Annotated in this window: 22 protein-coding genes and 1 tRNA gene; 6 read left to right on the forward strand and 17 right to left on the reverse strand. The window is 57.1% G+C overall.

Annotation, left to right across the window (positions count from 1 at the left end; genetic code table 11):
• Window positions 1-36: 36 nt before the first annotated feature.
• The 13 genes from DSM3645_RS24395 to DSM3645_RS24455 all read right to left on the reverse strand — a co-directional run bounded on the left by DSM3645_RS24395 (window position 37) and on the right by DSM3645_RS24455 (window position 13,731).
• Window positions 37-822: a TatD family hydrolase gene (locus tag DSM3645_RS24395; protein WP_002655298.1), complete on the reverse strand. Its 786-nt coding sequence runs from the start codon at window positions 820-822 to the stop codon at window positions 37-39.
• A gap of 17 nt (window positions 823-839) precedes the next feature.
• Window positions 840-1,274: a hypothetical protein gene (locus DSM3645_RS24400; protein WP_002655299.1), complete on the reverse strand. Its 435-nt coding sequence runs from the start codon at window positions 1,272-1,274 to the stop codon at window positions 840-842.
• Between the two features lie 42 nt (window positions 1,275-1,316).
• Window positions 1,317-3,029, reverse strand: coding sequence for an NADH-quinone oxidoreductase subunit N (locus tag DSM3645_RS28960; RefSeq protein WP_002655300.1), 1,713 nt, complete (start codon window positions 3,027-3,029; stop codon window positions 1,317-1,319).
• Window positions 3,030-3,050: 21 nt separating this feature from the next.
• On the reverse strand, window positions 3,051-4,901 hold the full coding sequence (locus DSM3645_RS24410) for a complex I subunit 4 family protein (RefSeq protein WP_116344566.1): 1,851 nt from the start codon (window positions 4,899-4,901) through the stop codon (window positions 3,051-3,053).
• 54 nt (window positions 4,902-4,955) lie between these two features.
• The gene (gene nuoL, locus DSM3645_RS24415; RefSeq protein WP_002655302.1) at window positions 4,956-7,481 is read right to left on the reverse strand and encodes an NADH-quinone oxidoreductase subunit L; all 2,526 of its coding nucleotides are present in this window, start codon (window positions 7,479-7,481) and stop codon (window positions 4,956-4,958) included.
• Window positions 7,481-7,816: an NADH-quinone oxidoreductase subunit NuoK gene (gene nuoK / locus DSM3645_RS24420; protein ID WP_002655303.1), complete on the reverse strand. Its 336-nt coding sequence runs from the start codon at window positions 7,814-7,816 to the stop codon at window positions 7,481-7,483. Before nuoK ends, nuoL begins: the two co-directional genes overlap by 1 nt.
• Window positions 7,813-8,550, reverse strand: a complete 738-nt coding sequence (locus tag DSM3645_RS28965) for an NADH-quinone oxidoreductase subunit J family protein (RefSeq protein WP_002655304.1) — start codon at window positions 8,548-8,550, stop codon at window positions 7,813-7,815. The genes nuoK and DSM3645_RS28965 overlap by 4 nt, the downstream gene beginning before the upstream one ends.
• Window positions 8,547-9,851 carry an NADH-quinone oxidoreductase subunit NuoH gene (gene nuoH, locus DSM3645_RS24430; protein ID WP_002655305.1) on the reverse strand — a complete coding sequence of 435 codons (1,305 nt, stop codon included), beginning with the start codon at window positions 9,849-9,851 and terminating at the stop codon, window positions 8,547-8,549. Before nuoH ends, DSM3645_RS28965 begins: the two co-directional genes overlap by 4 nt.
• A 137-nt stretch (window positions 9,852-9,988) precedes the next feature.
• The gene (locus DSM3645_RS24435) at window positions 9,989-11,194 is read right to left on the reverse strand and encodes an NADH-quinone oxidoreductase subunit D (protein ID WP_085970177.1); all 1,206 of its coding nucleotides are present in this window, start codon (window positions 11,192-11,194) and stop codon (window positions 9,989-9,991) included.
• A 65-nt stretch (window positions 11,195-11,259) separates the two neighbouring features.
• Window positions 11,260-11,790 carry an NADH-quinone oxidoreductase subunit C gene (locus tag DSM3645_RS24440; RefSeq protein WP_002655307.1) on the reverse strand — a complete coding sequence of 177 codons (531 nt, stop codon included), beginning with the start codon at window positions 11,788-11,790 and terminating at the stop codon, window positions 11,260-11,262.
• A gap of 45 nt (window positions 11,791-11,835) precedes the next feature.
• Window positions 11,836-12,465 carry an NADH-quinone oxidoreductase subunit A gene (locus tag DSM3645_RS31885; RefSeq protein ID WP_002655308.1) on the reverse strand — a complete coding sequence of 210 codons (630 nt, stop codon included), beginning with the start codon at window positions 12,463-12,465 and terminating at the stop codon, window positions 11,836-11,838.
• A 177-nt stretch (window positions 12,466-12,642) separates the two neighbouring features.
• Window positions 12,643-13,086, reverse strand: coding sequence for a DUF2203 domain-containing protein (locus DSM3645_RS24450; RefSeq protein ID WP_040352987.1), 444 nt, complete (start codon window positions 13,084-13,086; stop codon window positions 12,643-12,645).
• A 117-nt stretch (window positions 13,087-13,203) separates the two neighbouring features.
• Window positions 13,204-13,731, reverse strand: a complete 528-nt coding sequence (locus DSM3645_RS24455) for a 4Fe-4S binding protein (protein ID WP_002655310.1) — start codon at window positions 13,729-13,731, stop codon at window positions 13,204-13,206.
• Window positions 13,732-14,274: 543 nt separating this feature from the next.
• On the opposite strand from DSM3645_RS24455, the gene csrA reads away from it, so the two are divergent.
• From csrA to DSM3645_RS24480, 5 genes are all read left to right on the forward strand, one after another.
• Window positions 14,275-14,484, forward strand: coding sequence for a carbon storage regulator CsrA (gene csrA, locus DSM3645_RS24460; protein WP_002655311.1), 210 nt, complete (start codon window positions 14,275-14,277; stop codon window positions 14,482-14,484).
• 168 nt (window positions 14,485-14,652) lie between these two features.
• Window positions 14,653-14,725 (forward strand) — tRNA-Glu (locus DSM3645_RS24465).
• A gap of 102 nt (window positions 14,726-14,827) precedes the next feature.
• Window positions 14,828-15,847, forward strand: coding sequence for a ferrochelatase (locus DSM3645_RS24470; RefSeq protein WP_002655312.1), 1,020 nt, complete (start codon window positions 14,828-14,830; stop codon window positions 15,845-15,847).
• 6 nt (window positions 15,848-15,853) lie between these two features.
• Window positions 15,854-16,816, forward strand: coding sequence for an aldo/keto reductase (locus DSM3645_RS24475; protein ID WP_002655313.1), 963 nt, complete (start codon window positions 15,854-15,856; stop codon window positions 16,814-16,816).
• Between the two features lie 12 nt (window positions 16,817-16,828).
• Window positions 16,829-17,488, forward strand: coding sequence for a pyroglutamyl-peptidase I family protein (locus tag DSM3645_RS24480; protein WP_002655314.1), 660 nt, complete (start codon window positions 16,829-16,831; stop codon window positions 17,486-17,488).
• A 153-nt stretch (window positions 17,489-17,641) separates the two neighbouring features.
• On the opposite strand, the gene DSM3645_RS24485 is transcribed toward DSM3645_RS24480, so the two are convergent.
• The 3 genes from DSM3645_RS24485 to DSM3645_RS24495 all read right to left on the reverse strand — a co-directional run bounded on the left by DSM3645_RS24485 (window position 17,642) and on the right by DSM3645_RS24495 (window position 21,645).
• Window positions 17,642-19,630, reverse strand: coding sequence for a methyl-accepting chemotaxis protein (locus DSM3645_RS24485; protein ID WP_002655315.1), 1,989 nt, complete (start codon window positions 19,628-19,630; stop codon window positions 17,642-17,644).
• A gap of 380 nt (window positions 19,631-20,010) precedes the next feature.
• Window positions 20,011-20,472 (reverse strand): ribose 5-phosphate isomerase B, encoded by a 462-nt coding sequence (gene rpiB, locus DSM3645_RS24490; protein ID WP_002655316.1) that lies wholly within the window; start codon window positions 20,470-20,472, stop codon window positions 20,011-20,013.
• 30 nt (window positions 20,473-20,502) lie between these two features.
• The gene (locus DSM3645_RS24495; protein WP_002655317.1) at window positions 20,503-21,645 is read right to left on the reverse strand and encodes an L-threonylcarbamoyladenylate synthase; all 1,143 of its coding nucleotides are present in this window, start codon (window positions 21,643-21,645) and stop codon (window positions 20,503-20,505) included.
• 165 nt (window positions 21,646-21,810) lie between these two features.
• On the opposite strand from DSM3645_RS24495, the gene DSM3645_RS24500 reads away from it, so the two are divergent.
• The gene (locus DSM3645_RS24500; protein ID WP_237564927.1) at window positions 21,811-22,740 is read left to right on the forward strand and encodes an NHL repeat-containing protein; all 930 of its coding nucleotides are present in this window, start codon (window positions 21,811-21,813) and stop codon (window positions 22,738-22,740) included.
• Window positions 22,741-22,843: 103 nt separating this feature from the next.
• Here DSM3645_RS24500 and DSM3645_RS24505 read toward each other — a convergent pair whose 3' ends face one another.
• Window positions 22,844-23,998 carry a serine hydrolase domain-containing protein gene (locus DSM3645_RS24505; RefSeq protein ID WP_002655319.1) on the reverse strand — a complete coding sequence of 385 codons (1,155 nt, stop codon included), beginning with the start codon at window positions 23,996-23,998 and terminating at the stop codon, window positions 22,844-22,846.
• Between the last annotated feature and the right edge of the window lie 389 nt (window positions 23,999-24,387).

A 24,387-nucleotide genomic window follows, 5' to 3' on the forward strand; every position in this document is an offset into this window, starting at 1 on the left:
TATCAGGTGGGAAACCAACCGCGCCCGGCGCTTCACTCAAACTTCGCTGACGCGGCGGAACAAGCGCCGCGCGTTGGCGGTCGTGAGTTGAGCGAACGCTTCGAGCGATTCGCCGCGTGCAGCGGCGACGCAGGAAGCCGTATGCGCCACATAGCCTGGCTCATTCGGCCGTTTTCCGCGAACCGGTTCGGGACTCAGATAGGGGGAGTCGGTTTCAATCAAGATTCGATCCGCAGGAACCATTTTCGCCACACCGCGCAAATCGCCGCTCTTTTTGAACGTCACCATGCCAGCGAAGCTGATGTACATATCGAGATCCAAGCATTGCTGCAGCAGCGCCGCATCGCCGGTAAACGAGTGCATCACGCCGCGTAGCGGACCACGCGCGGCCGCCGCCTGCAGAATCGTGACAATATCATCGCCGCAGTCCCGCATGTGGACGATGAACGGAAAGTCGCGATCTTGCGATAGTCGCAGATGTCGATCGAAATAATCTTGCTGCAATTCAAACGGCGCGTAGTCCCAATAGCGATCGAGTCCCGTCTCGCCTAATGCAACCACCTTGGGATGATCGAGCAGTTCGACAATGCGATCCCAATCGCCGGGTTGAGCTTCGGCGCAGTTGTTAGGCTGAATGCCGACCGCCGCGTGGATCTCGCCGAAACGCTCGGCCAATTCAATCGCTTTCATGCTGTCTTCGGCGGTGGTCCCGACAGCCAACATTTGCGAAACGCCCGCAGCTTTAGCTCGAGCAACGACATCATCGATCTGAGAAATCAGCGTTTCATCAAATAGATGAGCATGGGTATCAAACAGCATCATGACCGGAAGACTCTTGATTAGGACGCGGCGAGATCGGCGGCGGCGTCTTGCAAATTTTTCAGATGGCCTTTGGCCAGGCCCCAAGCTTCTTCGGCAATTTCGCGCGGGACGGCTTCATCCGGTAATGCGTCGATCAGATTTTCGAGCCGCACAATGAAGCCCTCTTGGTACTGCATGGTTCGCTGCACCAGATATTCAATCGACAAATCATGCAGACTGGTGTACTCCATGGGGAAGTTCCCCAGATGCGACTCCAGGCCGTCCGCTTCCAAAAGGGTCATCACCTTGTCGACGACGTACGCATGATCCACGGCGATCTGTCGCAGCATCTCGACCGCATCGTCGTCTCCCTCAGCCGCCCACGGACGCGTGTAGCTGAGATAGGAAGGAAGCGACGTACGATGAAGCGCCGCAAGTTGATTCAACAGCAGAGCGGCAGGCGATGAAGTCATGCGACAGAGACTTAACTTGTAAGGACTTAACTTGAAACGCGATTAAGTGATGATGTGCGAAACAGCTTCCAGCAGCCAGGCGTTGAGAAAATCCCAATTGAACAACAACAGCACCAGCGGCGCCGTAACCAGCACCAGATAGCCGTTTTGAATGATCCCGATCGGCCTTTGCATCGGCGCCGTGTCGTCCGATTCGCTATCGATCGTCATCACTTTCGCGATTCGCAGATAGTAAAATAGGCTGATCGCCGTGTTCAAACCACCGGCGATGAGAAGGAACATCAAAAAGGGAGACGACGTTAAATTCCAGGCCTGGGCGATCGCGGCGAAGATGGCGAACTTGCCGATAAAACCCGCCAACGGCGGCAACCCAATCAAGCTAACCAGGATCAACGTCAAACAGATCGCCAACGTTGGTCCTCGCTTTAACATGCCTGCGTAGTCCTTGATCTCTTCGCTGCCGACCGCTTCGCGGACAAAGGCGATCGCCGCAAACGCGCCCAAGTTCATGAAGAGATAGATCACCGCGTATAACGCCAAATAGGCGATCGCCTGACGAGCCGAATTCTTGTCGACTTCGGCCACCGCGATCGCCGCCGGAACCGCCATCATCATGTAGCCAGCGTGAGCGATCGTGGAATAAGCGAGCAGACGTTTGACGTTCGTTTGGGCGTAAGCGGCCAGATTGCCGAACGTGCAAGTCACCACCGCAACGACGCCGATCAGCAAGACGACAAACTTGCGAGCTGGCGCTAGCGGATCTGAGCTCTGGAGCGCTTTCTCCGGCGCCGCTTCGGCATCGACAAAGGCCACTTGCTCAATCGTCGGCGGCGTCGCTCGGGCGACTTGAGCGGGCTCGGCAGGGAGTGTCGTAAAGCCGACGGCGACTCGCACCAACAGGGCCAATGCGGCTGTCTTGGACGCGATCGAGAGAAAAGCGTCGACTTCGGCCGAAGCCCCTTCAAACACGTCAGGGCACCAAAAGTGAAACGGGAACGCCGAGAGCTTGAACGAGAGTCCCACGCCCAACATCAATCCGCCGAGCGCCAATACCAGCACCTCGGATCCGCTGGGCTCGGAGGCGAATAACTCGCTCAGCCGGGTCGCCATTGTCGGCAAATGGGCCGAATTCAAGACGCCGCACAAAAGACTAACGCCATACAGCATGACCCCAGCGGCGCCGGCGCCAAAGACGGCGTATTTGAGCGCCCCTTCCGATCCCTTCTTGTTGCGTCGTTGCAGCGCGACTAACGCGTAAGAGGGAACGCTCGCCATTTCCACGCCCATGAAGATCATGAGCATGTGATTGGCCGAAGACATGACGAACATGCCCAGAATCGAACCCAGCGCCAGCACGACAAAGTCAGCGCTGTCAAAGCGAGACGAGAGCTTGGTGATCTTCGTTAGCAAAAAGAAGAGGAGCAAAAAGAAGAGCAAGATCGCTTTGATCGCGATCGCGAAACCGTCATGCGTCAACATGCCGGTGAACGTTTCGGTCGGTTGCAATTGCCCCATCGCGATCGCGACCGGCCCATCGGCGCCGATCGACCACGGCTGAAAAGGGCGCAATGCGATCAGTGCGGCGATCACGCCGACGATCCCCAGCCAGACCGAGTCGACTTTTTCTAATACCGGCAGCATACGACAGAGCAGGATCAGGACGATCGCGACCACCAACGTCAATTCGGCGCCAAACAGAGGCAAGCTCTGCTGCAGCGTATCGATTCGGAGTTGCTCGATCAGTTGATAAAACATCAGCGCTAGGCCTTGAGGTCGTTAAATTTCGCCGTCCACAACGGCGACAGCCGGCACAGCATCCACACGCACTGCCGCAGCTTCCGCCGCTTGCTGCTCCCAACCAGGCGCAACGGCGGCGGTCGCTTCTTTTTCAGTCTGCTCCGCTTGTATCCGCGGGATCTTCGTTTCTTTGGTCCAGGTCGCCAGATCCTGCACTTGTTGGTCGATCGTCGCGTCCATGTAGCGGAAAACGGTATGCGGCAGCACGCCAAACAAGATCGCCAGCACGCAAAGCGGCACGGCGATCGCCATCTCGCGAATGTTGATCTCGGTCAGCGCTTCGGCATGCGGGCCCTTGTACTCGGCGCCCAGATAAACGCGTTGCACCGCCCATAAGATATAGCCGGCCGTCAAAATCACGACAAAGGCGCCGGCGACAGCGAGTCCTGCACTGAACTTCCAGACCGAGAGCACGACAAACGCTTCTCCGATGAACCCGCACAGCCCCGGCAAACCAAGACCGGCGAAAAAGACGATGATCGCCATCGACGTGTAAACCGGCATCTTACCGAACAGCCCGCCAAATTCGTTCAGATTGCGATGATGGACGCGATCATAAATGACGCCCACCATAAAAAACATGCCGGCCGAGCTGATGCCGTGACCAATCATTTGGAACATCGCCCCTTTGACGCCCATGTTCCAAGCGACCGGATCGCCGACAACCGTGGCGCTCCATACGCCCAAGCCCAACACCACATAGCCCATATGACTGACCGAACTGTAAGCGACCATCCGCTTGAAGTCGGTCTGGGCCAGCGCGGCGAACGCGCCGTAGATCATGCTGATCACGCCGATCGAGCAAACGACCCAGGCCAAGTCATAGCCGGCGTCAGGACAGATCGGGTAGCAGATCCGAATAATTCCGTAGCCCCCCATCTTCAATAACACGCCGGCCAAAATCATCGAGATCGGCGTGGGCGCTTCGACGTGCGCATCGGGCAACCAGGTATGGAATGGGACCGAAGGAACTTTGATCGCGAAGCCGATAAAGAGGAGCACAAACGCCCACCACTGCAGCGATTTGCCGAACAGCAGTTCTTTGTCAAAGACTTCCGAGTGTTGCCCAAGCTGTTGCAAGGCCAGCAGATTGAACGTGTGCACCGGCGTTTCGGCGGCCGAGATCGTCTCGTGATATTTGGTCGCGGCGGCCAGATGTTCGTCAACCGCGCCCAGATGCTCGACGCCGGCCAGTCGGACGTTACTGTCCACCAACTGCTGCGGCGATAGCTGACGCAGATCGCTGTTGAAGTAGATCATCAAGATGGCGACCAACATCAACACGCTGCCGAACAACGTATAGAGGAAAAACTTGATCGCCGCGTATTCTTTGCGCGGTCCCCCCCAGACGCCGATCAAAAAGTACATCGGCAGCAACATCACTTCCCAGAAGATGTAGAACAGGAAGAAGTCGAGTGAGACAAAGACCCCCATCATGCCGGTCAGCAGGATCAGATAGAGGACGCAATAACCTTTGACATGTTTTTCAATCGTCCAACTCGCGCCCATCGCCAAGGCGCTGATCAGCGCGGTCAACACGACCAGCGGAAAGCTGATGCCGTCAAAGCCCAGGAAGTAGTCGATATTGAACGACGGAATCCAAGGGAGACTAACGACATTTTGCATGCCAGCCGTTTCGATGTCGAAACTGATCGTCTCGTTAGTAGGCAGCGCCATACCGAACAACACAACGCCAAACATCACCAACGTCGCCAACAACGTGGTGAAGCGGATCACGTTCTTTTGATCCCCGGGGATCAGCGATATCAGCGCAGCGGCGGCCAACGGAAAAAATATCAGCGCCGACATAGAGCAAGTGACGAGATCCATATTTCCAATTCCCGCGGTTAACTAACCTCGGTAAAGGTTGCCTAACGTAAACGACTAGCGAGCAAAACCGTACGACCAAAAACTCATCAGCACGAACATCGCCAGCGCACCGACGACGATAAACATCACATACTGCCGCAGACTGCCGGTCTGCATTCCTCGCAGCGCAGCGCCCGTGGAGTAGGTCTTCGCCGCGAACCAATTGATCGCGCCGTCGATCGCGCCCTGATCGACCCAAGCTTCTCCGCACCGCGCGATTTGTCGCACCGACCAAGCGAGCCCGTGTAATAAGCGGTCAATACACTGCTTATCAATCCAGACGCAACAAGCGGCGATGACTTTGGCAGGACGAACGAAGAGGACGTCGTACGCTTCGTCGAACCACCATTTGTGGACCAAAAATTTGTAGACCGGAGCAAACGTGCGCCGCGCGTCCGTCGGATCAAGCACGCGCCATAGATACATGGCGCTCGCCAAAAAGATCCCCGTCATCGCGGCGCCAAACGCCATCAACCCGACAGGAGTTCGAATTTCGTCGGCGTGACTCTTCGATTCGTGCAGCCAGACATAGCCGCCGTCGAGACTCGCCATGTCCGACCAAAGGCCGATCGGGCGCCCTTGTTCGATGACGTTGGTCAGTCCATAGTTCCCAAAAATGGGCCACGCGATTGCGACCGCCATGACCGCCAACACGACCAGCGGCACGTACATCACGCGCGGCGATTCGTGCGCATGTTTGTAACGATGTTCGTCACGCGGCTCGCCTGCAAAGGTCAGGTACCACATGCGGAACATGTAGAACGCAGTAACCGCGGCGCCGCCGGTCGCGGCATAAAAGAAGATCGAGCCCCACAGCGGATTCGCCGAGCGGAACAGATAGGCCTGCTCCAGCATCAAGTCTTTGGAGTAGTACCCTGAGAAGCCGAACGGAATCCCCAAGGCCGACGGCACGCCGACGCCGGCGATCGCCAGACAGCCGACCAGCATCGTGTAGGCGGTGTACGGCATCTTCTTACGCAGGCCGCCCATCTCGGTCATCTCGTTGGTGTGGACCGCGTGGATCACCGAACCAGAACACATAAAGAGCAAGCTCTTAAAGAACGCGTGCGTCACCAGGTGCATCACGCCAGCGGCCCAACCGCCCACTCCCAGGGCCAACATCATGTAGCCAAGCTGGCTAACCGTCGAATAGGCGAGAACGCGTTTGATGTCGGTCGCGACAATAGCGATCGAACCGCCGATCAGCAGCGTAATGCAGCCGGCGCAAGCGATGACCAGCAGCACTTCGGGTGCGAAAACCGGATAGAAGCGTGCGACCAAAAATACGCCGGCCGCGACCATCGTCGCCGAGTGAACCAGCGCTGAAACCGGAGTTGGGCCTTCCATCGCGTCCGGCAACCAGACATGCAACGGAAACTGAGCACTTTTACCAACGCAGCCGCAGAAGATGCCGACGCCGGCGATTACGAGCAGCCAGTAACCATAGTGCGTCGCGTCCCCTTTGGCTTTGCCGTCGCGCCACAGCGACACCTGGGCGAGAATCTGCGACTCCAGATCGGCCGTCGTCGTCCCCGGCTGCGCGGCGACGATCATCTCTTCGACTCTCTCTTTCGCTCCTTGCAGCACCATGCCGTCCGGCACGCGCAACTCATGCAGACCATTTTCGCCGGCAGGTCGCAGCAGCGAGAACAACCCATGTTCGTGCGGATCGAGCTTGCCGTCGCCGTTGCGATCCACATCGCCAAAGTTGAATGTCGCCAGGCTCGCCCAGATCGCCATCAAACCGATCAGCATCCCGAAGTCGCCAACGCGATTGACGATGAACGCTTTGTTCGCCGCGGTCGAAGCGCTCTGACGTTCAACGTAAAAGCCGATCAAAAAGTAGCTGCACGCACCGACCAATTCCCAAAAGACAAAGGTCATCGCGATGTTGCCGGCGATCACCAGCCCCAACATGCTGAAGCAGAACAGGGACAAGTACTGGAAGAACCGATGATAGCGGCCTGGTCGTTTCAAATGCGTGCCGTCAGCCAACGTCACTTCGTGGTCCGTCACCTCATGCAATTCTTCATGCATGTAACCGCCGGCGTAAAAGTGAATGCAAGTCGCGATAAAGGTCACGACGCAAAACATCACAATCGTCAGCGCGTCAATGTAATAGTTGATCGCGACTTCGGAGCCGTAGAAGCGCCCCAGCGAATACCAGTGTCCCGTGTAGACCGGAGGGACAAAGTGCGCATCGTCCGCATGTTCGTCATGCTCGCCATGGACCAAGCCGTCGGCGTGGTCATGATCATGCTCCCCGTCATGCAGTGCGGTCAGATGAACGCTGGATTGCGAGATGACGGCATGCGACTCTGCGGGATGAGCATGATGCGTCGCCGGCGGCGCATGCTGCGCCATCCAGATAGCGGCGGCCGTTAGCGAACACATCGCCGCGGCGGCGATCGCTCCGGTGGCGATATGCGCGCCCAGTTGTTCGAGCCATTTGCCGAACAAGAAAATCACGAAGAACGAAACCAGCGGAAGTAAAACCGCTAGTCCGAGTAGGAACGGCAGACTGTCTTCGGGAGTCAGCATCAGCCCTTCAACTCATTCGCCTTGTCGACGTCAATAGTGGAGTGGTTGTTGTAATAATTGAGCGCGATCGCCAACGCGACGGCCGCTTCCGCCGCCGCCAAGACAATGACAAACAGCGCGAGTAAGTTACCTTCGAGCCCCAGATTGTCTTCGCGAAAGTAAGGACTGGCGAACGCAACGAAATTGATATTCGCCCCGTTCAACACTAGTTCGACCCCCATCAGGATCCCCAGCGTGTTGCGCTTGGTCGCCATGCATACGACGCCGGTCACAAACAAAAAGGCGCCGACGGCCAGAAAATGGGAGAGCCCGACCGGCTCGGTCAAAAAGTTCATCGAGCGTCTCCCTCGGGCGTTTGCATAACCGCACTTCGTTTCGAACGCGCTAGATAGGCGGCGCCGACCAGCACGACCAACAAGTGGACCGAAACAATTTCAAACGGAAGCAAATAGCCTGAATAGCCGAGCGAATCGAGTTCTGGCTTGTCGACGCGAACCCCGACCAATCCTAAACCAACTTGCGAGGTCAACTCGGGCTGGCCATATTTCACTTTCGCCAGCAGCGGTCGCAGCTTCGCCGCCTCCGCCGCGGTCAACTCGGTTCGGTTGTCGGCCGCCATCGCGGCGATGATCTCTTCTTCCGCCGCGGTCACTTCGGCTTGCAGGCGGGCCTGATAATCGCTGGAACGCCAGGCCGGGACGCTAAATGCAATCTGCGTCAGCAGGGCCAACAGCGAACCGCCGACAATCAACGCCAAGATCCAATCGCCCGCTTTGGTCTTCATGCTGATAAAAGCTTGTTGCGCCGTCAGCATCACGCCAAAGATCAGCAGCACCACCGTGCCGCCAACGTAAATCATTAACTGCATCGCGCCGACAAAATGAGCGCCGGTCAAAAAGATCAACCCGCTGGTCGCCGCTAGGCTGAGAACCAAAAAGAAGGCCATCCGCACAACGTTGCTCGAGACCACCATCGCTAGCGCAAATCCGCAGGCAATGAATGACGTGAGATAAAAGAAGACGGTGTGCCAATTAATTTCGGCCGCGAGCAATAAGGGGAAGTTGGTCATCGAGCGCCCTCCGGTTGCGGCGTCGGAATCAGGGCGACTCGATCGGCGGCGTCTTCCTCAAGCGAAGTTTGCGCCTCTTGCTGAGGGCCCCCTTCGACCGCCGAATTGAGCTCGTAAGCTTCGGTCGCCAATCGTTTCTCTAACTGCTGCATCTCGTTGTCGATGTCTTGCACCCAGCCTTCGCGAACATCGCCGCGTGCCTGCATCGGCATGACGTCATTCAAAAAGGGAAGATGGAGCGCCGTCCACAAGACCGAACCGAGAAAGCAAAACGCGGCGATCGGCACGCAATACTTCAAACACATCGAAATCACTTGGTCGATCCGCAAGCGGGGCAGCGTCCAGCGAACCCACATCATCACCACGACCCCCAGGACCGCCTTCAAGAGAAAGTTGCCCAGTCCGACCAGATTGGCGAGTGTTTCTAGCGTAAAATTTCCTTCCGGGACCCAGAAGAAAATCGGGATCGGCCCGTTCCAGCCGCCAAAGAACAAAATCGCCGCCAAACCGCTGACCAAAAACATGGAGCCATATTCGGCCATGAAAAAGAGGCTCCAGCGAATGCCGGAATATTCGGTCAAAAATCCCGAAACCAATTCGCTTTCGGCTTCGGCCAGGTCAAATGGGGCGCGATTCACGCTGGCGATTCCGCAGGTGAAATAAACCCAAAACAGCAGCATGCAAAAGGGATCGTGAAAGAAGAGCCAATTACTGAAGAGTCCTGATTGCTGATCGGCGATCGTCACCAGGTCCATCGTGCCGCTGATCAAGACCGGCACGACCACGCAAATGCCGAGCGGGACTTCGTAGCTGACAACCTGAGCCGCTTGCCGCATGCCGCCGAACAGCGACCATTTCGAGCCAGATCCATATCCGGCCAAGATCACGCCAAACACTTCTAAACCCAACACGGCGATCACAAAGAACAACGCGATGTTCAGTCGTACTCCCACCCAGCCGCTGGCGAACGGCAAGGCCAGAAACGCCGTGAAACTAGCGGCCAACGAGATATAGGGAGCCAGCTTGAAGAGCAGGGGATCGGCGTCCCTGGGCATCAAGTCTTCTTTGCTTAGCAACTTGATGCCGTCGGCCAGCGTTTGCAGCCAACCAAATTTGCCGCCGGTGCGCGTCGGTCCAAGCCGGTCTTGGATGCGACCGGCGATCTTGCGCTCCATCCAGATAAAGACGACGGCGCCCACGGCGATCACATGCAGCAACAAAACGGCCTGGATGATCGCCGCCAACAACCAGCCGAGCCAATCCCAACCTTCTGGAAACCAGGTTGAAAAATAGTCGGCCATTCGTTCGCGATCCTTACGCTATGCCGTGGTGATTGGAGTAAATCTCGGCGATGTTTGATGCGGATATCATAACGCTCGAGGCCGGTGATCGAAACTACTTAGAGCCTGAAAATAATCATCTATAGGCTAGCCAGCGGCTAGCGATCAATCTCTCCCATCACAATATCGAGCGAGCCGATGATCGCCGGAACGTCGGCAATCAAACAATCGCGACAAAGTTCTGGCGCTACCGACAAATTGCAGAAGCAGCTGCTGCGTGCTCGCGCTCGCAGCGGAATGGATCCGCTGCCGTCGCTCACGATATAGAAACCCATTTGCCCGCGTGGGCACTCGGTCTCTAAATAAGCCTCTCCCTTGGGCAACTTGGTCGCCAACTTGATCGGCGTCCCCCAGTCTCCCGTTGCTTGGCTATATTTTTCGATCCCTTGTCGCAGCAGGTCGATCGCCTGGATCACTTCAAGCATTCGCACATAAAAACGGTGCCAGCAATCGCCCAACACCGCATCCGACGGAACCGGCGGATACTCGTGATCGCGGGGATAGCTGCCGTTCTTCTCAACGATCACTTCAAACGCATACCCGGCGTACAGCGACGTATATCGCTCTTCACCGTCACGACGCAGATCATAATCGACGCCCGATCCGCGTAAAACGGGGCCTGAACACCCATAGTCGATCGCCATCTCGGCAGACATCACGCCGATATTCGCGGTTCGCTTGATGAAAATCGCATTGTTGGTCAGCAGCGCGTGATAGTCCAAAATCACCGGCTCAAACTGATCGAGAAACCCCGTCAGCTTTTGCAGCCAGCCCGGCGGTAAATCGGCGGTCGCACCTCCCGGCGTGAGATAGCTGTAGGTCAATCGAGCGCCGCACGCATCTTCTAGCAGATCGAGAATGCGCTCTCGCTCGCGAAACGCATACAGAAAAGGACTGAACGAACCAAGATCGAGACCGTACGTGCCCATCCCGACCAAATGACTCGCGATCCGATTCAGTTCGGCAATGATGACGCGCAGATGCCGCGCCTTCTCTGGCAGGTCGTAATCGATCAGTTTTTCGACCGCCAAGGCCCAACCGAGATTCATATTCATACCGGCCAGATAGTCCATCCGGTCGGTATACGGAATCCATTGCCGCGGCGTCAGATTTTCGCCGATTTTTTCGGCGCAGCGATGCAAATAGCCAATATGCGGCGTCGCTTCTGAAACAACTTCGCCATCGGTTCGCAGCACCAACCGCAGTACGCCGTGCGTGCTGGGATGCTGCGGGCCCATGTTGACCAGCATTTCATCGGTTCGGACGTCGATCTCCACGATGCCGGAAGTAGGCGCCATCTCCATAACCGCTTCGTTTCGCTGATGCCAACAAGGGTGTTTAAAACTGACCGTCAAACTCTTCGCCGCGACTAACGTCCGCGAATGCCGTGATATTCCAACGGCATTTCATAATCTTTCCGCAAGGGATAGCCGACCCAATCCTCGGGACACAAGATCCGCTGCAGATTGGGATGCCCGGTGAACCAGACGCCTGACAGGTCGTACGCTTCTCGTTCGTGCCAGTCGGCGGTGCTCCAGATGCCGGAGACACTGGGAACTTCGGGCAATTGCCCCGGTACGCCGTCCTTCCAACGAGGCAGCATCACCTTGACGACCAACGTCGTTTTGTACTGAATGCTGGAAAGGTGATAGACCACTTCCAGATGCGGGCTCCAAGCAGTCTTGGCCGCTTTCTTTGCGTCGGGTTCAAAATAGTCGACGACGCAAATCGAATTGCAGTAGTTGAACCGCAAGTCTTCGGCGTCGCGCAGATAGCGGCACAACTCGACCACTCCGCCGGGCTCGACTTCGATCCAAGGATCGATCGCTTCCAGCTCGACGCGCGCCACCAAATCGCCGAATCGCTTTTCGAGTCGCTCGATGAATTGCTTTCCGCTCATGTCGTTCGCCGCTCGCGTTGTGGTCTCAAAGTTGAATCAATCCGTCTAGCGCGTCTCGGCCATCTGCTGGGGTCGAGCAGGCGTCGTATGCACCGACATGCTGGGTCCAGCCCGCGCTTCGCGTGTGATCGCGCGCACCCAATCCAGATCGCCGCGTTTCCAAACATAAGCGAAGCCGACAAGCAGCACCGCAAAGAAAACGCCGATGTCGGCAATGCAAGTCCAAAGCAGCGAACCTGCGCCGCTACGAACTTGATCGGGAGTCACCGCGCCTGACAGGATCTCTTCGTTTAACGTTTCCGGCAAACCGAATTCGCGATGCAGTCCCGCGACCGCCGGCGACAGCGTGACGGTTCCTTCGACGCTCTCATAAACGACCGGCGCCCCCGGGTCGGACAATTGCGCCGACTTGCCAAACACGACCGCCCACGGAAAGAAGAACGCAACTTCGACGTCAAAGATGATAAACAGCAGCGCGACGACGTAAAAGCGAAGATCGAACTGCACAAAGCTAGAGCCGATCGTTGGTTCGCCGCATTCGTAGATCTCCAGCTTTTCTTCGCTGGGATTGTTCGGCCGCAGGAACATGCCCAACAAAATATTGAAGAACACGAACGCCATACCGACTCCGCCGAACAGCAATAGATAGCCGACGATCGTCGTAGAAAGTGTCATAGCGATCCCTGCGATGGCGATGGGAAAACCTTGCCTTGCCCGCGGATCGATCGCTGATAAAAATCACCGACTAGATCCTTGGAGCGATAGAAGCAATTAACCCCGGATTGTAGAACTACGGGGAATCAATGCAACTAGCTGCCGGTCAAGGAGAAGAAATTTCCCGCAACTGTTGAATTAATTCTGAAAGATGGTGTCCGACGTGATCGGCTGACGACCGGCGAAACCGGCGTCCATTTCATGCCAATGCGTCACGACCGGCTCTCCCAATTTCCAACAGAGATAGACCGTCTTGCCGTTGATGATGGCCGGAAAATCAACCAGCCCTTCGGGACCGCTTTTCGGCTCGACGCCCAGTTCACGCAGTTCTTCGACATAGTTTTGCAGACGCTGCGAATCGTTCTGCAATTCATCTTTCACCAATCGCAGTTCTTCAGCATAGACGCGCGGCGCGCTGTCGTAGTTGGCGCGGCGTTCGAGATCGACAAGACGTTCGCGGCGAGAAATCACATCACGCGAAAGCTCCACGATGTCAGCCACGATTGCCGAGACGAGCGGCAACATCGCGTTGGCTTGGGCGACCGTAAATATGCGAACCGACTGTGCGGAAGATGAAGTCATCGATTAACCTGCATCGCTTTTCAAGACAAGACTTACTCAATCAAGTCTAAGCCTGACTAACCTAATTGAAAAGCGACCCGCCGCGGTTTCTTGCGATGAGAGCCCAACCTGGCGGTTTTACTGATTGGGGCCGCCGTGAACCGGCTCGGCAATCACCTTCGATTCGGCGACGGCAGTTGGATTCAGCGAGCTCCGCCCCCACGCGATATCGACCGGCAAGCGAGAGAAGTCGACAATCGCTCCATCGCGACTATAGCTGCTCAGATCGAGCGTCCCCCCCATGAAAATACAGTCGACCGGGCACGGCTCGACACAGAGCGCACAGAACATGCACTTCGTGTAATCGATGGTGAATCCGGTGACGGCGAAACCTTTCGCCCCTTCGACCCGCTCTTTGCCGATATAGATGCAATCCACGGGGCACGCTTTAGCGCACTGATCACATGCAATGCAGGTAGTCAGATCGTAGCGATGAAATCCACGATAGCGCGGCGAGACCTGCACCGGCAGCTCGGGGTACTCGTAGTGCTCGGCAAAAGCCTTACGATCTTTATCGTAAGTGCTGAACCAGTAACGAATTGTGATCGAGAGCCCTTCGGCTACCGTTACAACCGCCGAGTAGACGTTTCGTATCCAAGTCAACATTGCGGATGCACCTTCCTTCCCTAACTGGCTGCGTGCGTGCGCCCAAGATATCCCGATTTTGGCCGACTGTCACGCGTGGAACGGAGAAAAGCAGCAGAATAACCAAGCTCCACTTATTCGCATGCAAATTGCATTTGAATACGGCGAATCGATTCGCAAGGTCGTTTACAGCAATGACTTAGTACTTTGCGGCCTAGGAAAACCCGAGAGGCTAGCGAAACACGGCAACTTGTGCCAAATGTGCTTTTTCCCTGAAAAAGAATCCAGGTTTTCCTCAAGTTGGGTGAGAGTCGTCGCTTGACGACGCACTTTTAGCACGTAGAGTGAAGGGGAAGCGTGTATGCGCACAGGCCGTGCGACGCCTGAGATGATCCGCTAGGGCCCTTTGAATTTGCTGCTCGCCTGAGCGAATTCCTCAAAGGGACTCAGAACGATCCAGGTAATTTAACGCAGTTGGGATTGCCCATCAAGCGCCCGACGAAACCCAGTCGCCAAAAAGTTCGCTCCCCGGTGTATCAAGCGGCGACAGTGGAGAAGTAGGAAATGCTGGTTCTCTCAAGGAAAAAGAACGAGAGTATTGTCATCAACAATGACATTACGATCGTGGTCGTGGAAATTCGCGGCGACAAGGTACGCTTGGGCGTGGAAGCTCCCAAAGAAGTCCCTGTGCATCGCCGCGAGGTTTATGATGCGATTTTGCGCAACGAGTCTCAGGAAAAAGCGGGCGCCGACACGCCCAGCGCCGAAGGCTAGTTGGATGATGTTCGCGTTGTATATTTCCGCCGCGAAACTGCACATCGTGCCGTGTTTTTCCTGTTTCTTGCCCGAACCCATCTCTTTTTTTCCTCTCCAATGCGGATGAGGCCGTGTCCCGCCTTCACATAGTCGGGTCACGACGTTATTTTAGTGTTTTCGACCTAGGGCCCCATCGTCTAGTGGCCTAGGACTCCGGCCTTTCACGCCGGCAACACGGGTTCGAACCCCGTTGGGGTCACTTCGATATAGCCCTTCTCCATGAGAGGGGCTATTTTTTTGCGCCGAGCGGCTACAACTCTATTTTTCGAGGCCAGTTTTTTCGTAGCCCCCTGAAACACCCATGAAATACGACGCACTTCTCGTTCAGTCGTTTGGCGGCCCGGAAGGACCCGATGACGTCATTCCGTTTCTGGAAAATGTCCTCCGCGGAAAAAATGTTCCCCGCGAGCGGCTACTGGAAGTCGCTGAGCATTACCAGCACTTCGGCGGCGTCAGCCCAATCAATCAGCAAAACCGCGATCTCATCGCCGCGCTGCGAGTCGAACTCGCCGCCCACGGCATTGATCTCCCTATTTACTGGGGCAATCGCAACTGGGCGCCCTACCTGGTCGACGCGATGACTCAGATGAAAAACGACGGCGTCGAATCGGCGCTCGTCTTCGTCACCTCCGTCTTCAGTTCCTACTCTGGTTGTCGCCAATATCGGGAAGATCTGACCAAAGCCCAGGTCGAAGTCGGCGATCAGGCTCCTCGCTGCGATAAAATCCGCACCTACTACAATCATCCCGGCTTTATCGAGACGATGTCGTCCTGTGTGCGCGAATCGCTCGATCAGATTCCGTCAGAGCGGCGTCAGCGTGCGGAGTTGATCTTTACAGCACACAGCATTCCGCTCGGGATGTCCGACAACTGCAATTACGTGAAGCAGCTTCAAGAAAGCTGCCGCCTGGTGAGCGAAGCGACGCAGCACGCCAATTGGCGGCTTGTTTATCAAAGCCGCAGCGGCCCGCCGACGCAGCCCTGGCTAGAGCCTGACGTTTGCGACGTGATCCGCGACCTGGGCGCCTCCGGCGCAACGGATGTGATCGTCTCGCCGATCGGATTCGTCTCGGATCATATGGAAGTCCTTTTCGATCTCGACACCGAAGCCAAAGAGGCCGCCGCCGAGGTCGGACTGAACTTCATTCGCAGCGGCACGGCCGGCGTCCGTCCACGATTCATCGAGATGATCCGCCAGCTGATCGAAGAGCGCCTGGATCCCGACATGCCCAAACAAGCGCTCGGGCCGCTGGGACCATCCCACGATTTTTGTCCTGTCGACTGTTGCCTTTACACGCCGCAGCGACCCCGACCTGGTTAAGCGCTGATGGAACGCCGACAAATCGCCAACACGGCGCTGCACGTTTCGCCGGTCGCACTCGGCTGCTGGCCGCTGTCCGGAATGACCAGCCCCGGCGTCACCGAAGCCGACAGTCGCGCAACGGTCGCCGCCGCACTCGACCTGGGGATCAACTTTTTTGACACGGCGTTCGCCTATGGCGCCGCCGGCGAGAGCGAACGTTACATCGCCGAAGTCCTTGCCGAACATCGGGACGAATACGTCGTCGCCACCAAGGCCGGTCTGCATTGGGAAAATGGGACGCAACATCGCGACGCGCGCCCCGATACGATCCGCCGCGAAGTCGCCGAAAGTTTGCGCCGCTTAAATACCGATCGCGTTGACGTTCTCTATCTGCATGCTCCCGATCGCCGCACGCCGATCGCCGAAACGGCCGCCGCGTTTCGCCAATTGCAGCAATCAGGCGCCGCGATCGCGATCGGCGTTTCAAACCTGACGCTGAGCGAAACGATCGAGTTTCACCAGGTCTGCCCAATCCAAATCATTCAGCCCCCGTACAACATGCTTTTTCGGGGAGCCGAAGTCGATCTCGTCCCCTGGTGCCGCGAGCAGAACATCGCCGTCGCTTGCTACTGGCCGCTGATGAAGGGGCTGCTAGCAGGCAAGATGTCGCTCGACCAAAAGTTTGAGCCGCACGACAGCCGCCCGAAGTATCCCTGTTTTCGCGGCGAAGAGTACGCCAAAAATCTTGAGCTCGTCGAAAAATTACGCGCCATGGCCACGCGAATGGGATGCACCGTCTCGCAACTGGTCATTCGCTGGACGATCGATCAGCCTGGCGTTACCGCGGCGCTTTGCGGAGCCAAGCGAGTCGATCAGCTGACCGACAACGCCGGCGCCCTTGGCTGGGAATTGACGCTAGGCGAGCAAGCCGAGATCGCCTTGTTGCTGCGCGATCGCGGCGTTCCTTATGTCGTCGCCACCGAATAACTGGCCAAGCTGATGAAACGCATCCTGGTTACCGGCTTTGAGCCGTTTGGCGAACTCCCGGACAACTGCACCGAACTTGCACTGCGTGAGTTGCCGCTGGCCAACTTGGCGCCGGACTTTCTGGTCGAACAGCTCATCTTGCCGGTCGACTACACCGCAGCTCAGGCACAGCTGGGCGATCTCTATCGTGACAAATCGTACGCCGCGACGCTCCACTTCGGCCAATCGGGCGCCGCGCGGGCTGCCGCCTTCGAGATGTTCGCGATCAACTGGAAACAGACCGGCGCCGCGGATCCTGGTCCGCTTGCCGCCGCTGGCCCGCAAGCGTATCGCACCAACTTGGATCACCAAAGTTGGCTCACCGCGATGCAGTCAGTCGACATCGACAGCGAAGTCAGTTTTCACGCCGGCGCCTATCTCTGCAACGCCGTCTACTTTTGGAGTCTGCAGCACAGTGCAGAAACCGGTAGCGGCGGCCCCGACCAGGCTCTCTTCGTGCACGTCCCGCTCGCCAACGAGCAAGGCTCCAGCGCCAGCGGAAACTGGCCGATCACGCGCATCCAAACCATGATGGCCTCCACGTTTCTGTGGCTGGCCGATCAAGTTGCAAATCCAGACACTCGCCCGCTGCGCGAGCGAGGGGAAACGCCAGGCGATGCGAGCACGGATTGAAGTGGCGAGCCCTATTCCCTCACTCGCGCAGCGGGCGAGTGCTTGCGTTTTACGATGCCGCCGCTGCAATCGTGCTGGCGCAATCCAAGAAAGCAAAAACGCCGCTCGATGGAGCGGCGTTTTCTGAATTGCGCTTTCGCGAATCAGGATCGCTTACACCTGGAACTGCCCGACCAGCGACTGCAGCTTGAGCGAGATTCCGCTGAGCTGTTCGCTCGACGTCTTGGTGCGTCCGGCATCTTCCGAAACCCGAAAAGCGCCCCGGTCCACCGAGATCACATTGCGTGAAATCTCTTCGCCGGCGGCGGCCGATTCGGTCACCGCTTGCGAAACCTGGCGAGCGGCGGTGCTCGACTGGGCGACATTGTTGGCGATCTCGTGCGTGGCGGTCGATTGCTGCTCCACAGCGGCGGCGATCCCCCGGGAGATCTGACTGAGACTGCTGACGACTTTGCGAATCGCTTCGATCGATTCGATCGACTCATACGAAGCTTCCTGCATGCCGCCCACTCGCTTTCGAATATCTTCGGTCGCGGTCGCGGTCTGCCGGGCCAGTTGCTTCACTTCTTCGGCGACCACGGCGAACCCCTTGCCGGCGTCGCCGGCTCGAGCCGCTTCGATCGTCGCATTCAAAGCGAGCAGGTTCGTTTGCTCGGCAATGTCTTGAATCAACTCAACCACCTTGCCGATTTCACTGGCCGCTTCGCCCAGTTGCCCCAAACGCTGGCGACTTCCCTCGGCCAGATGATTCGCTTCGTCAGCGACCTGGTTGGCCTGTTCGGTGTTGCGAGCAATCTCGTTGACGCTGATCGACATCTCTTCGACCGCACTGGCGACCGAATCCATGTTGGTCGACATTTGCGTCGCCGAAGCGGAGATCGTCCGCATATTGGCCGACATCTCTTCCGCCGCGGCGGCGGCGGAAGTCGATTGCGACTTGGTGTCGGTCGAGACCGACGACATGCTCGCGGCGGTGTCGTTCATATCGCCGGCCGAACGAGCGATCTCATCGGCATTGGAGGCCAAAGCGACCATCGCCGTCTGCAATTGATTGACCACCGTGTTCAGCGAGTTCGACATGACGCCGATTTCATCTTCGCTTTCGACCGTCAATCGTTGACGCAGATCTCCCTGGGCGACCGAATTCAAGATCAACATCACCTTGCGAATCGGCAGGATGATCGAACGGCTAAGCAACACGGCGATCAAAATACCGAGCACCAGCGCTACGGCGCTGACGATGGCGACACTCCACAACGTCGCCTGATTCGACGCTTGCAGTTGCGGGCCCAGCAAGTCTTGTTCGCCGGTGATCGAAGCTTTCAGTTCTACGGATTTCGTCGCGACCGCCGGGCCAATGACATCCAATCGTCCTGTCATTAGCTCCCGCTCCGATTTCAACGCATCGGCCATCGTTTCGTAGGCGGCGACATATGACTGTTTGGCTGCCTTCGTTTGCGTCAACAGTTCCCGGCGCTCCGGGTTTTGCAGTTCGGCGTCCAGCTTATCGAGATCTTGTCCCATCGCGCTCAAATATTCGGTGGTCGCCTGACGATGCGCCGGCAGCGCCGAGTCAAGATATTTGTAGATGCTCAGGCGAATCCCCATCAGCTTGTTCAATGCGATTCCAGCGGTGGTCGCCGCTTCGGCGTCTCCATCCGCTTGAGCCGAGTTCATAATGGCCACCAGCTTTTCTGACATCAGCGGTCCCTGAACATCAAGCACGTCGCGCTGTTTTGAATCGCGTAGTTTTCGACTCGAGATGACTTGAGCGAACGCCGCATCGTACTCGACGATCATCTTTTCAATCTCGCCCACCAAGGCGCGACGCTCAGGATTGTTGATTCGCGTTCTCGCTTCTTCAAGCAATGCGAGCATTTCATCGCGACGCTCATCGAACTTCTTTACATCACTTTCGCGACCATAGATATCGAAGTTTTTCGCACTAAAGCGAGCCAGCATCATGCTGTCTTGCAAGTCAGAGCAAAAATTGGAATCGCGGGCCAACTTCCGATAACGCGCGAATCCGGTCGCGGCGCTGCTGAGCCCGCTCCACGCGACGCCTGCGGCGATGACCATAAGTAGAAGTACGGCGGCAAACCCAAAAATCGTTTTCTTCGTTAAGCTCAATCGATTCAACATGACCCGTCCCCAGCACAAAATCATTGTTTTGAAAACTCGACATCGGCGATTGCCATGCCTTTGTTTGTTAGAACGGCGCAAGCGGCGCCGCTGGGGAAAAATAGGCCGCGGTTAGCGACTCACAAATGCGCATTGATGCGAAGGAGATTAAAAAGGAGGGGCTTCTCCGAACCCGATGGGTGGGAGGGAGAGGTACAACCCATTCGCACGCAAATAGAAGGGGCAAGACGCCGCAGACGACCAACCTGCGGGTTTCCGCACGCGATTTGCGTATTGGCCAAACGATTGCGCGTTTTGTACCTAATTGCGCAATGATCGCCGAATCTGACATCGGCTACCGTATTGGCAAGTCAGCGAAACCGAAGAGTTTGCAGAACTGTCTAGGGAGACTTCGGCTCGTGTAGTCGTTTTTCAAACTCACTGATTTTTTCGATACGACGAGCATGACGCCCACCCTCGAATTCGGTCGTTAGCCAAATTTCGACCATCCGGTCGATCAGTCGTTCGCCGAGCATGTCGGCCGACAAACATAATACGTTCACATTGTTGTGTCGGCGGCTCATTTCGGCGGTTAGGTCATCGTGACAGGTCGCGGCGCGAACGCCGGGCACTTTATTGGCGACGATCGCCATGCCGATGCCGCTGCCGCAGATCAAGATGCCGCGATCGACCTCTTCGGCGGCGACGCTTTGGCTGACCGTCGCCGCAATATCGGGATAATCGACACTACCGCAATCGAAAGCGCCGACGTCTTGCACTTCGTGCCCGAGTCGTTTTAACAACTCAATAATACTGTGCCGAACGCCTACGCCGCGATGGTCGCTGCCAATGGCGATGCGCATGATATTAGTTCCCTCCCCTCTCGCAAAATTTCAGGAGGTCGCCGGCAACTGATCAAGATCAATCGCTCTTACGCGAGCGATGACTTCCGCCTCGATCTGGTCGGCGCACTGTTGGTAGACGACTTCGGGATGACCAATCGGATCGGCCACGTCGAATCCATCCAAGCATAAATTATGAGTGTATTCCGCTGCATCGGGCCACTGCGCTAGTATGGCGTCTCGGTGGCTGCCGGTCATCGTCAGAATTAAATCGGCGTGCTCCACCAAGCGATCGCTTAACGGCTGACTCGCGTGTGCTGACAAGTCGAGTCCGCGATCTCCCATCACTTTGATCGCTTCCGCCGCGGCGCGGCCCCCCGGAAACGCGGCCAGCCCAGCTGATGCGACGATAAATCCGCGCGCGTCGAGCTCTTCGAGCTTGCACCCAAATCGCTCGGCCGCATGCTTTTGCATTAGGACTTCGGCCATGGGACTACGGCAGGTATTGCCAGTACAGACAAATACGACGCAGTAACTACTGAGACGCTTCAAGATCTTCTCCGAGACGACGCCAGAACGCAAAATCTCCACGTGATTGCCGACGACCCGCACCACCGTCGATGGTTGTGAGTAGCGGCATTTCCCGCAGTCTAACACCAAACCGAGCGCATCGCCCAGCGCTTCGGTAACTTCCGATCCCCGCACGGCGTCCGGCTGACCAGATCGATTGGCGCTGGTCAGCGCCAGCGGACCCGGCAGCAGTCGCATCGCTTCTTGAATCAAGTCATGAGACGGTATCCGTAATCCCACAAATCCGCTGGGAGCAATCGCCGGAATCACGCTGGCCGGTAAGCTTTGCACGACGCTACGAGGATCGTCGCACGGCAACACCAGCGTCACCGGACCCGGCCAACAACGCGTCGCCAACCGCTTCATCAGCGGCGTGGCCTGAGGAACATAGTCGGCCAATTCATCTTTGCTGCGAATCGCCAACGCAAACGGTTGATTCTTTGGGCGACCTTTCGCCTCCATCAATCGATCGATCGCGCCACTGTTAAGCGCCGAGACGGCGACACCGTAGACGGTTTCGGTCGGAAAGGCGACGACTTGCCCTTCGGCGAGCGCCTGAACCGCACGGTGAATGACGTCTCGACGGTCTTCCGCCGCCTTTACGTCGATAACCCGAACTGTCATGCTCGCCGCTTGCGCTCCGCTAGGGGCTGATCGCCCGAAGTTATTGTCTTGTCAAAAGTTAACTATACGGAATCCGGGCCACGCTAGACAAGTGGAAGCCCCAAATGGGCCTAATTATGGCCGAACCGTTTCCCTTACAGGCGTTTTGACGAAATAATGGGTCTCATGACTCGTGTACGCCCCCTCATTTCGACGCTTCTCGTGCTGCTTTGCGGCTGCGTCCCCGGCTTGGAGTCGCCAGGCGGATTGGAAGCTGTCTGGGGTGAACGAGGGATCTCTGACGGCAAATTTGAAAAACCGCGAGCCGTCGCGATCGACGCCGACGACCAGTTGTACATCGTCGATATGACGGCCCGGATTCAGGTTTTTGATCGCAATGGGAGTTTCTTACGTGCGTGGCAAATTCCGGAATACTATCGCGGTCGACCATCCGGCCTATCGTTCAACAACGCGGGAGACCTGCTCATCGCCGACACCCACTACAACCGGATGCTGGTCTACTCGGCCGATGGACGCAAGCTGGATGACCAAACGATCGGCGGGGTCGAAGGACATGGCCCCGGTGAATTTGGCTTTGTCACCGACGCCGTGCAAGACTCGCACGGCAACTACTACATTGCCGAATATGGCCAGTTTGATCGGATTCAAAAATTCACCGCCAGCGGCGAATATCTCTTCGAATGGGGAGGGCACGGCGATCAGCCCGGGCAATTTGTCCGCCCCCAAAACTTGGCGATCGACGCCGAGGATCACATCTGGGTCGCCGACGCGTGCAACCACCGAATCCAGGTCTTCGACGCGACCGGCGATCATGCGGTCCTCGTAAAAATGTGGGGCGTCCACGGCGAACAGCCCGGCGAGTTGAGTTATCCGTACGATTTAGTCCTCGACGGCCAAGGGCACGTCTACGTGATCGAATTTGGCAACCATCGGCTGCAAAAATTCACGCTCGACGGCCAAAGCGTCGGCATCTGGGGGGGCAACGGCCGTGAACCGGGCCAACTGTTTTGCCCCTGGGCGCTGGCGCTCGACAGCCGCGGCCGCGTGCATGTGATTGACTCGAACAATCATCGCGTGCAGCGTGTGGGATTGTAAATCGGTCGAATTGTCAAACGGTAACCCGCGGCGCGAGCCAAGGAAATGCGGCCTCCCAAAAGGCGAAAAGGGGACCGGGGCGGCGGTTATTCGATCCTGCCGATTAATCGGCGAGACACGCGTCGGCGGCCAGCGTACCGATCGCTCCAGCCAAATCGTTAATGGATCCTTGGCCGTTCGGATGGACGCGGTTCGATAGGAACAGCACTACCAAGTCTTGCTCGGGGTCAATCCAGAGTGATGTCCCGGTGAATCCGCCGTGACCGTAGGCGGCGTTACTCATCGTTTTTCCACGATTTCGGGAATAGGCGCTGCGCTTATCCCAGCCCAACCCGCGCACATCGCCGGCCGCATCGTAAGACCTGGTCATCTGCGACAGCGTATGTGGCAGCAAAATAGAGCCGGCCTCGGACCGAGCGTCCAGCATCGCCTGGGCGTAGACCAGAAGATCTTCGGCCGTACTAAACAGCCCGGCATGACCGGCCACTCCGCCACAGCGGTTAGCACGCGGATCGTGGACGACGCCCTGGAGCCACACGCCGTCGACCTGGGTGGTGGTTACGGCCCGCTCCTGCAGTCCTGCAGGAGGATTGAAGCCGGTTTCTTCCATCCCCAGCGGCTGGAAAATATGTTGCTTCGCATACTCGTCCAACGGCTGTGTGGAGACTCGCTTCACGATTTCTCCCAGCAGCAAAAAACCGACATCCGAATAGCGAAACTGCTTGCCGGGCTCTGAAAGTAACGTCAGATCGCAGATCTTCGCGTAGGCCGCTGACCAGCCGTTGTCGTAGTCGCGCAGCGCATTATCCGGCGTCAGTCCGCTGACGTGGATCAGCAGTTGCCGTACGGTGATCGCCTCTTTTCCATGCCCACGAAATTCTGACAGATACTGCAAGACCGGAGCATCCAGGTCGATCTTTCCCGCTTCCACCAATTGCATGATGCAGGTGGCCGTGACGATCGGTTTGGTGAGCGACGCCATGTCGAACACCGAATCGACCTTCATCGGTTCCACGGAAGGCTCTATCTGTCGATTGCCAAACGCTTGCAGATAGACGACCTTCCCCTGCCGGGCAATCGCCACGACACAGCCGGGCATCTTTTTCGCTTCAAGGGCCTCTTGAACCTTCGACGCGATCTTTGAGCCTAGCTCGCTCTCCATTTGCACTTCCTCGAAGCTTGCTTCGGGAAGTCCTGCCCAAACAGAGATTGGCAGAAGTTGCACGAGGAACAGGGAAAGCCACATGAACAATTTCATAGCGATTACTCGATGGACGCGATCTTCGTGGACTCATTTCGCAGCGGCTAAGCGAATCCCAATATCGGCCTGCCGGTTCGACGCCCAGGAGTGAGGATGACAAATACTTGTTTTTGGGCGCCCGCGAGACCTTTTCAACCGATGGCTCGATTCGTTGACTCCGCCGCACGGCTGACTTATTCTCCCGATTATGAACGATCGTCCATCCCCTCGTAAGTGAGTCCAGCACTTTCCTCCGCCGGCGCGTTTTCTAGTAACCGTTGTTACGGCCCCTCTCGACAAGCGATCAACGGGAACTTTTTAATAGCGCGGGAGTCCAATTGAAAGTCACTCGCTATCAAGGGACGGTCCCGCCGTAAATCGGTCGAATCTTGAAACTCCCTATCAGC

Source organism: Blastopirellula marina DSM 3645, from assembly GCF_000153105.1.
Classification (GTDB): domain Bacteria; phylum Planctomycetota; class Planctomycetia; order Pirellulales; family Pirellulaceae; genus Blastopirellula; species Blastopirellula marina.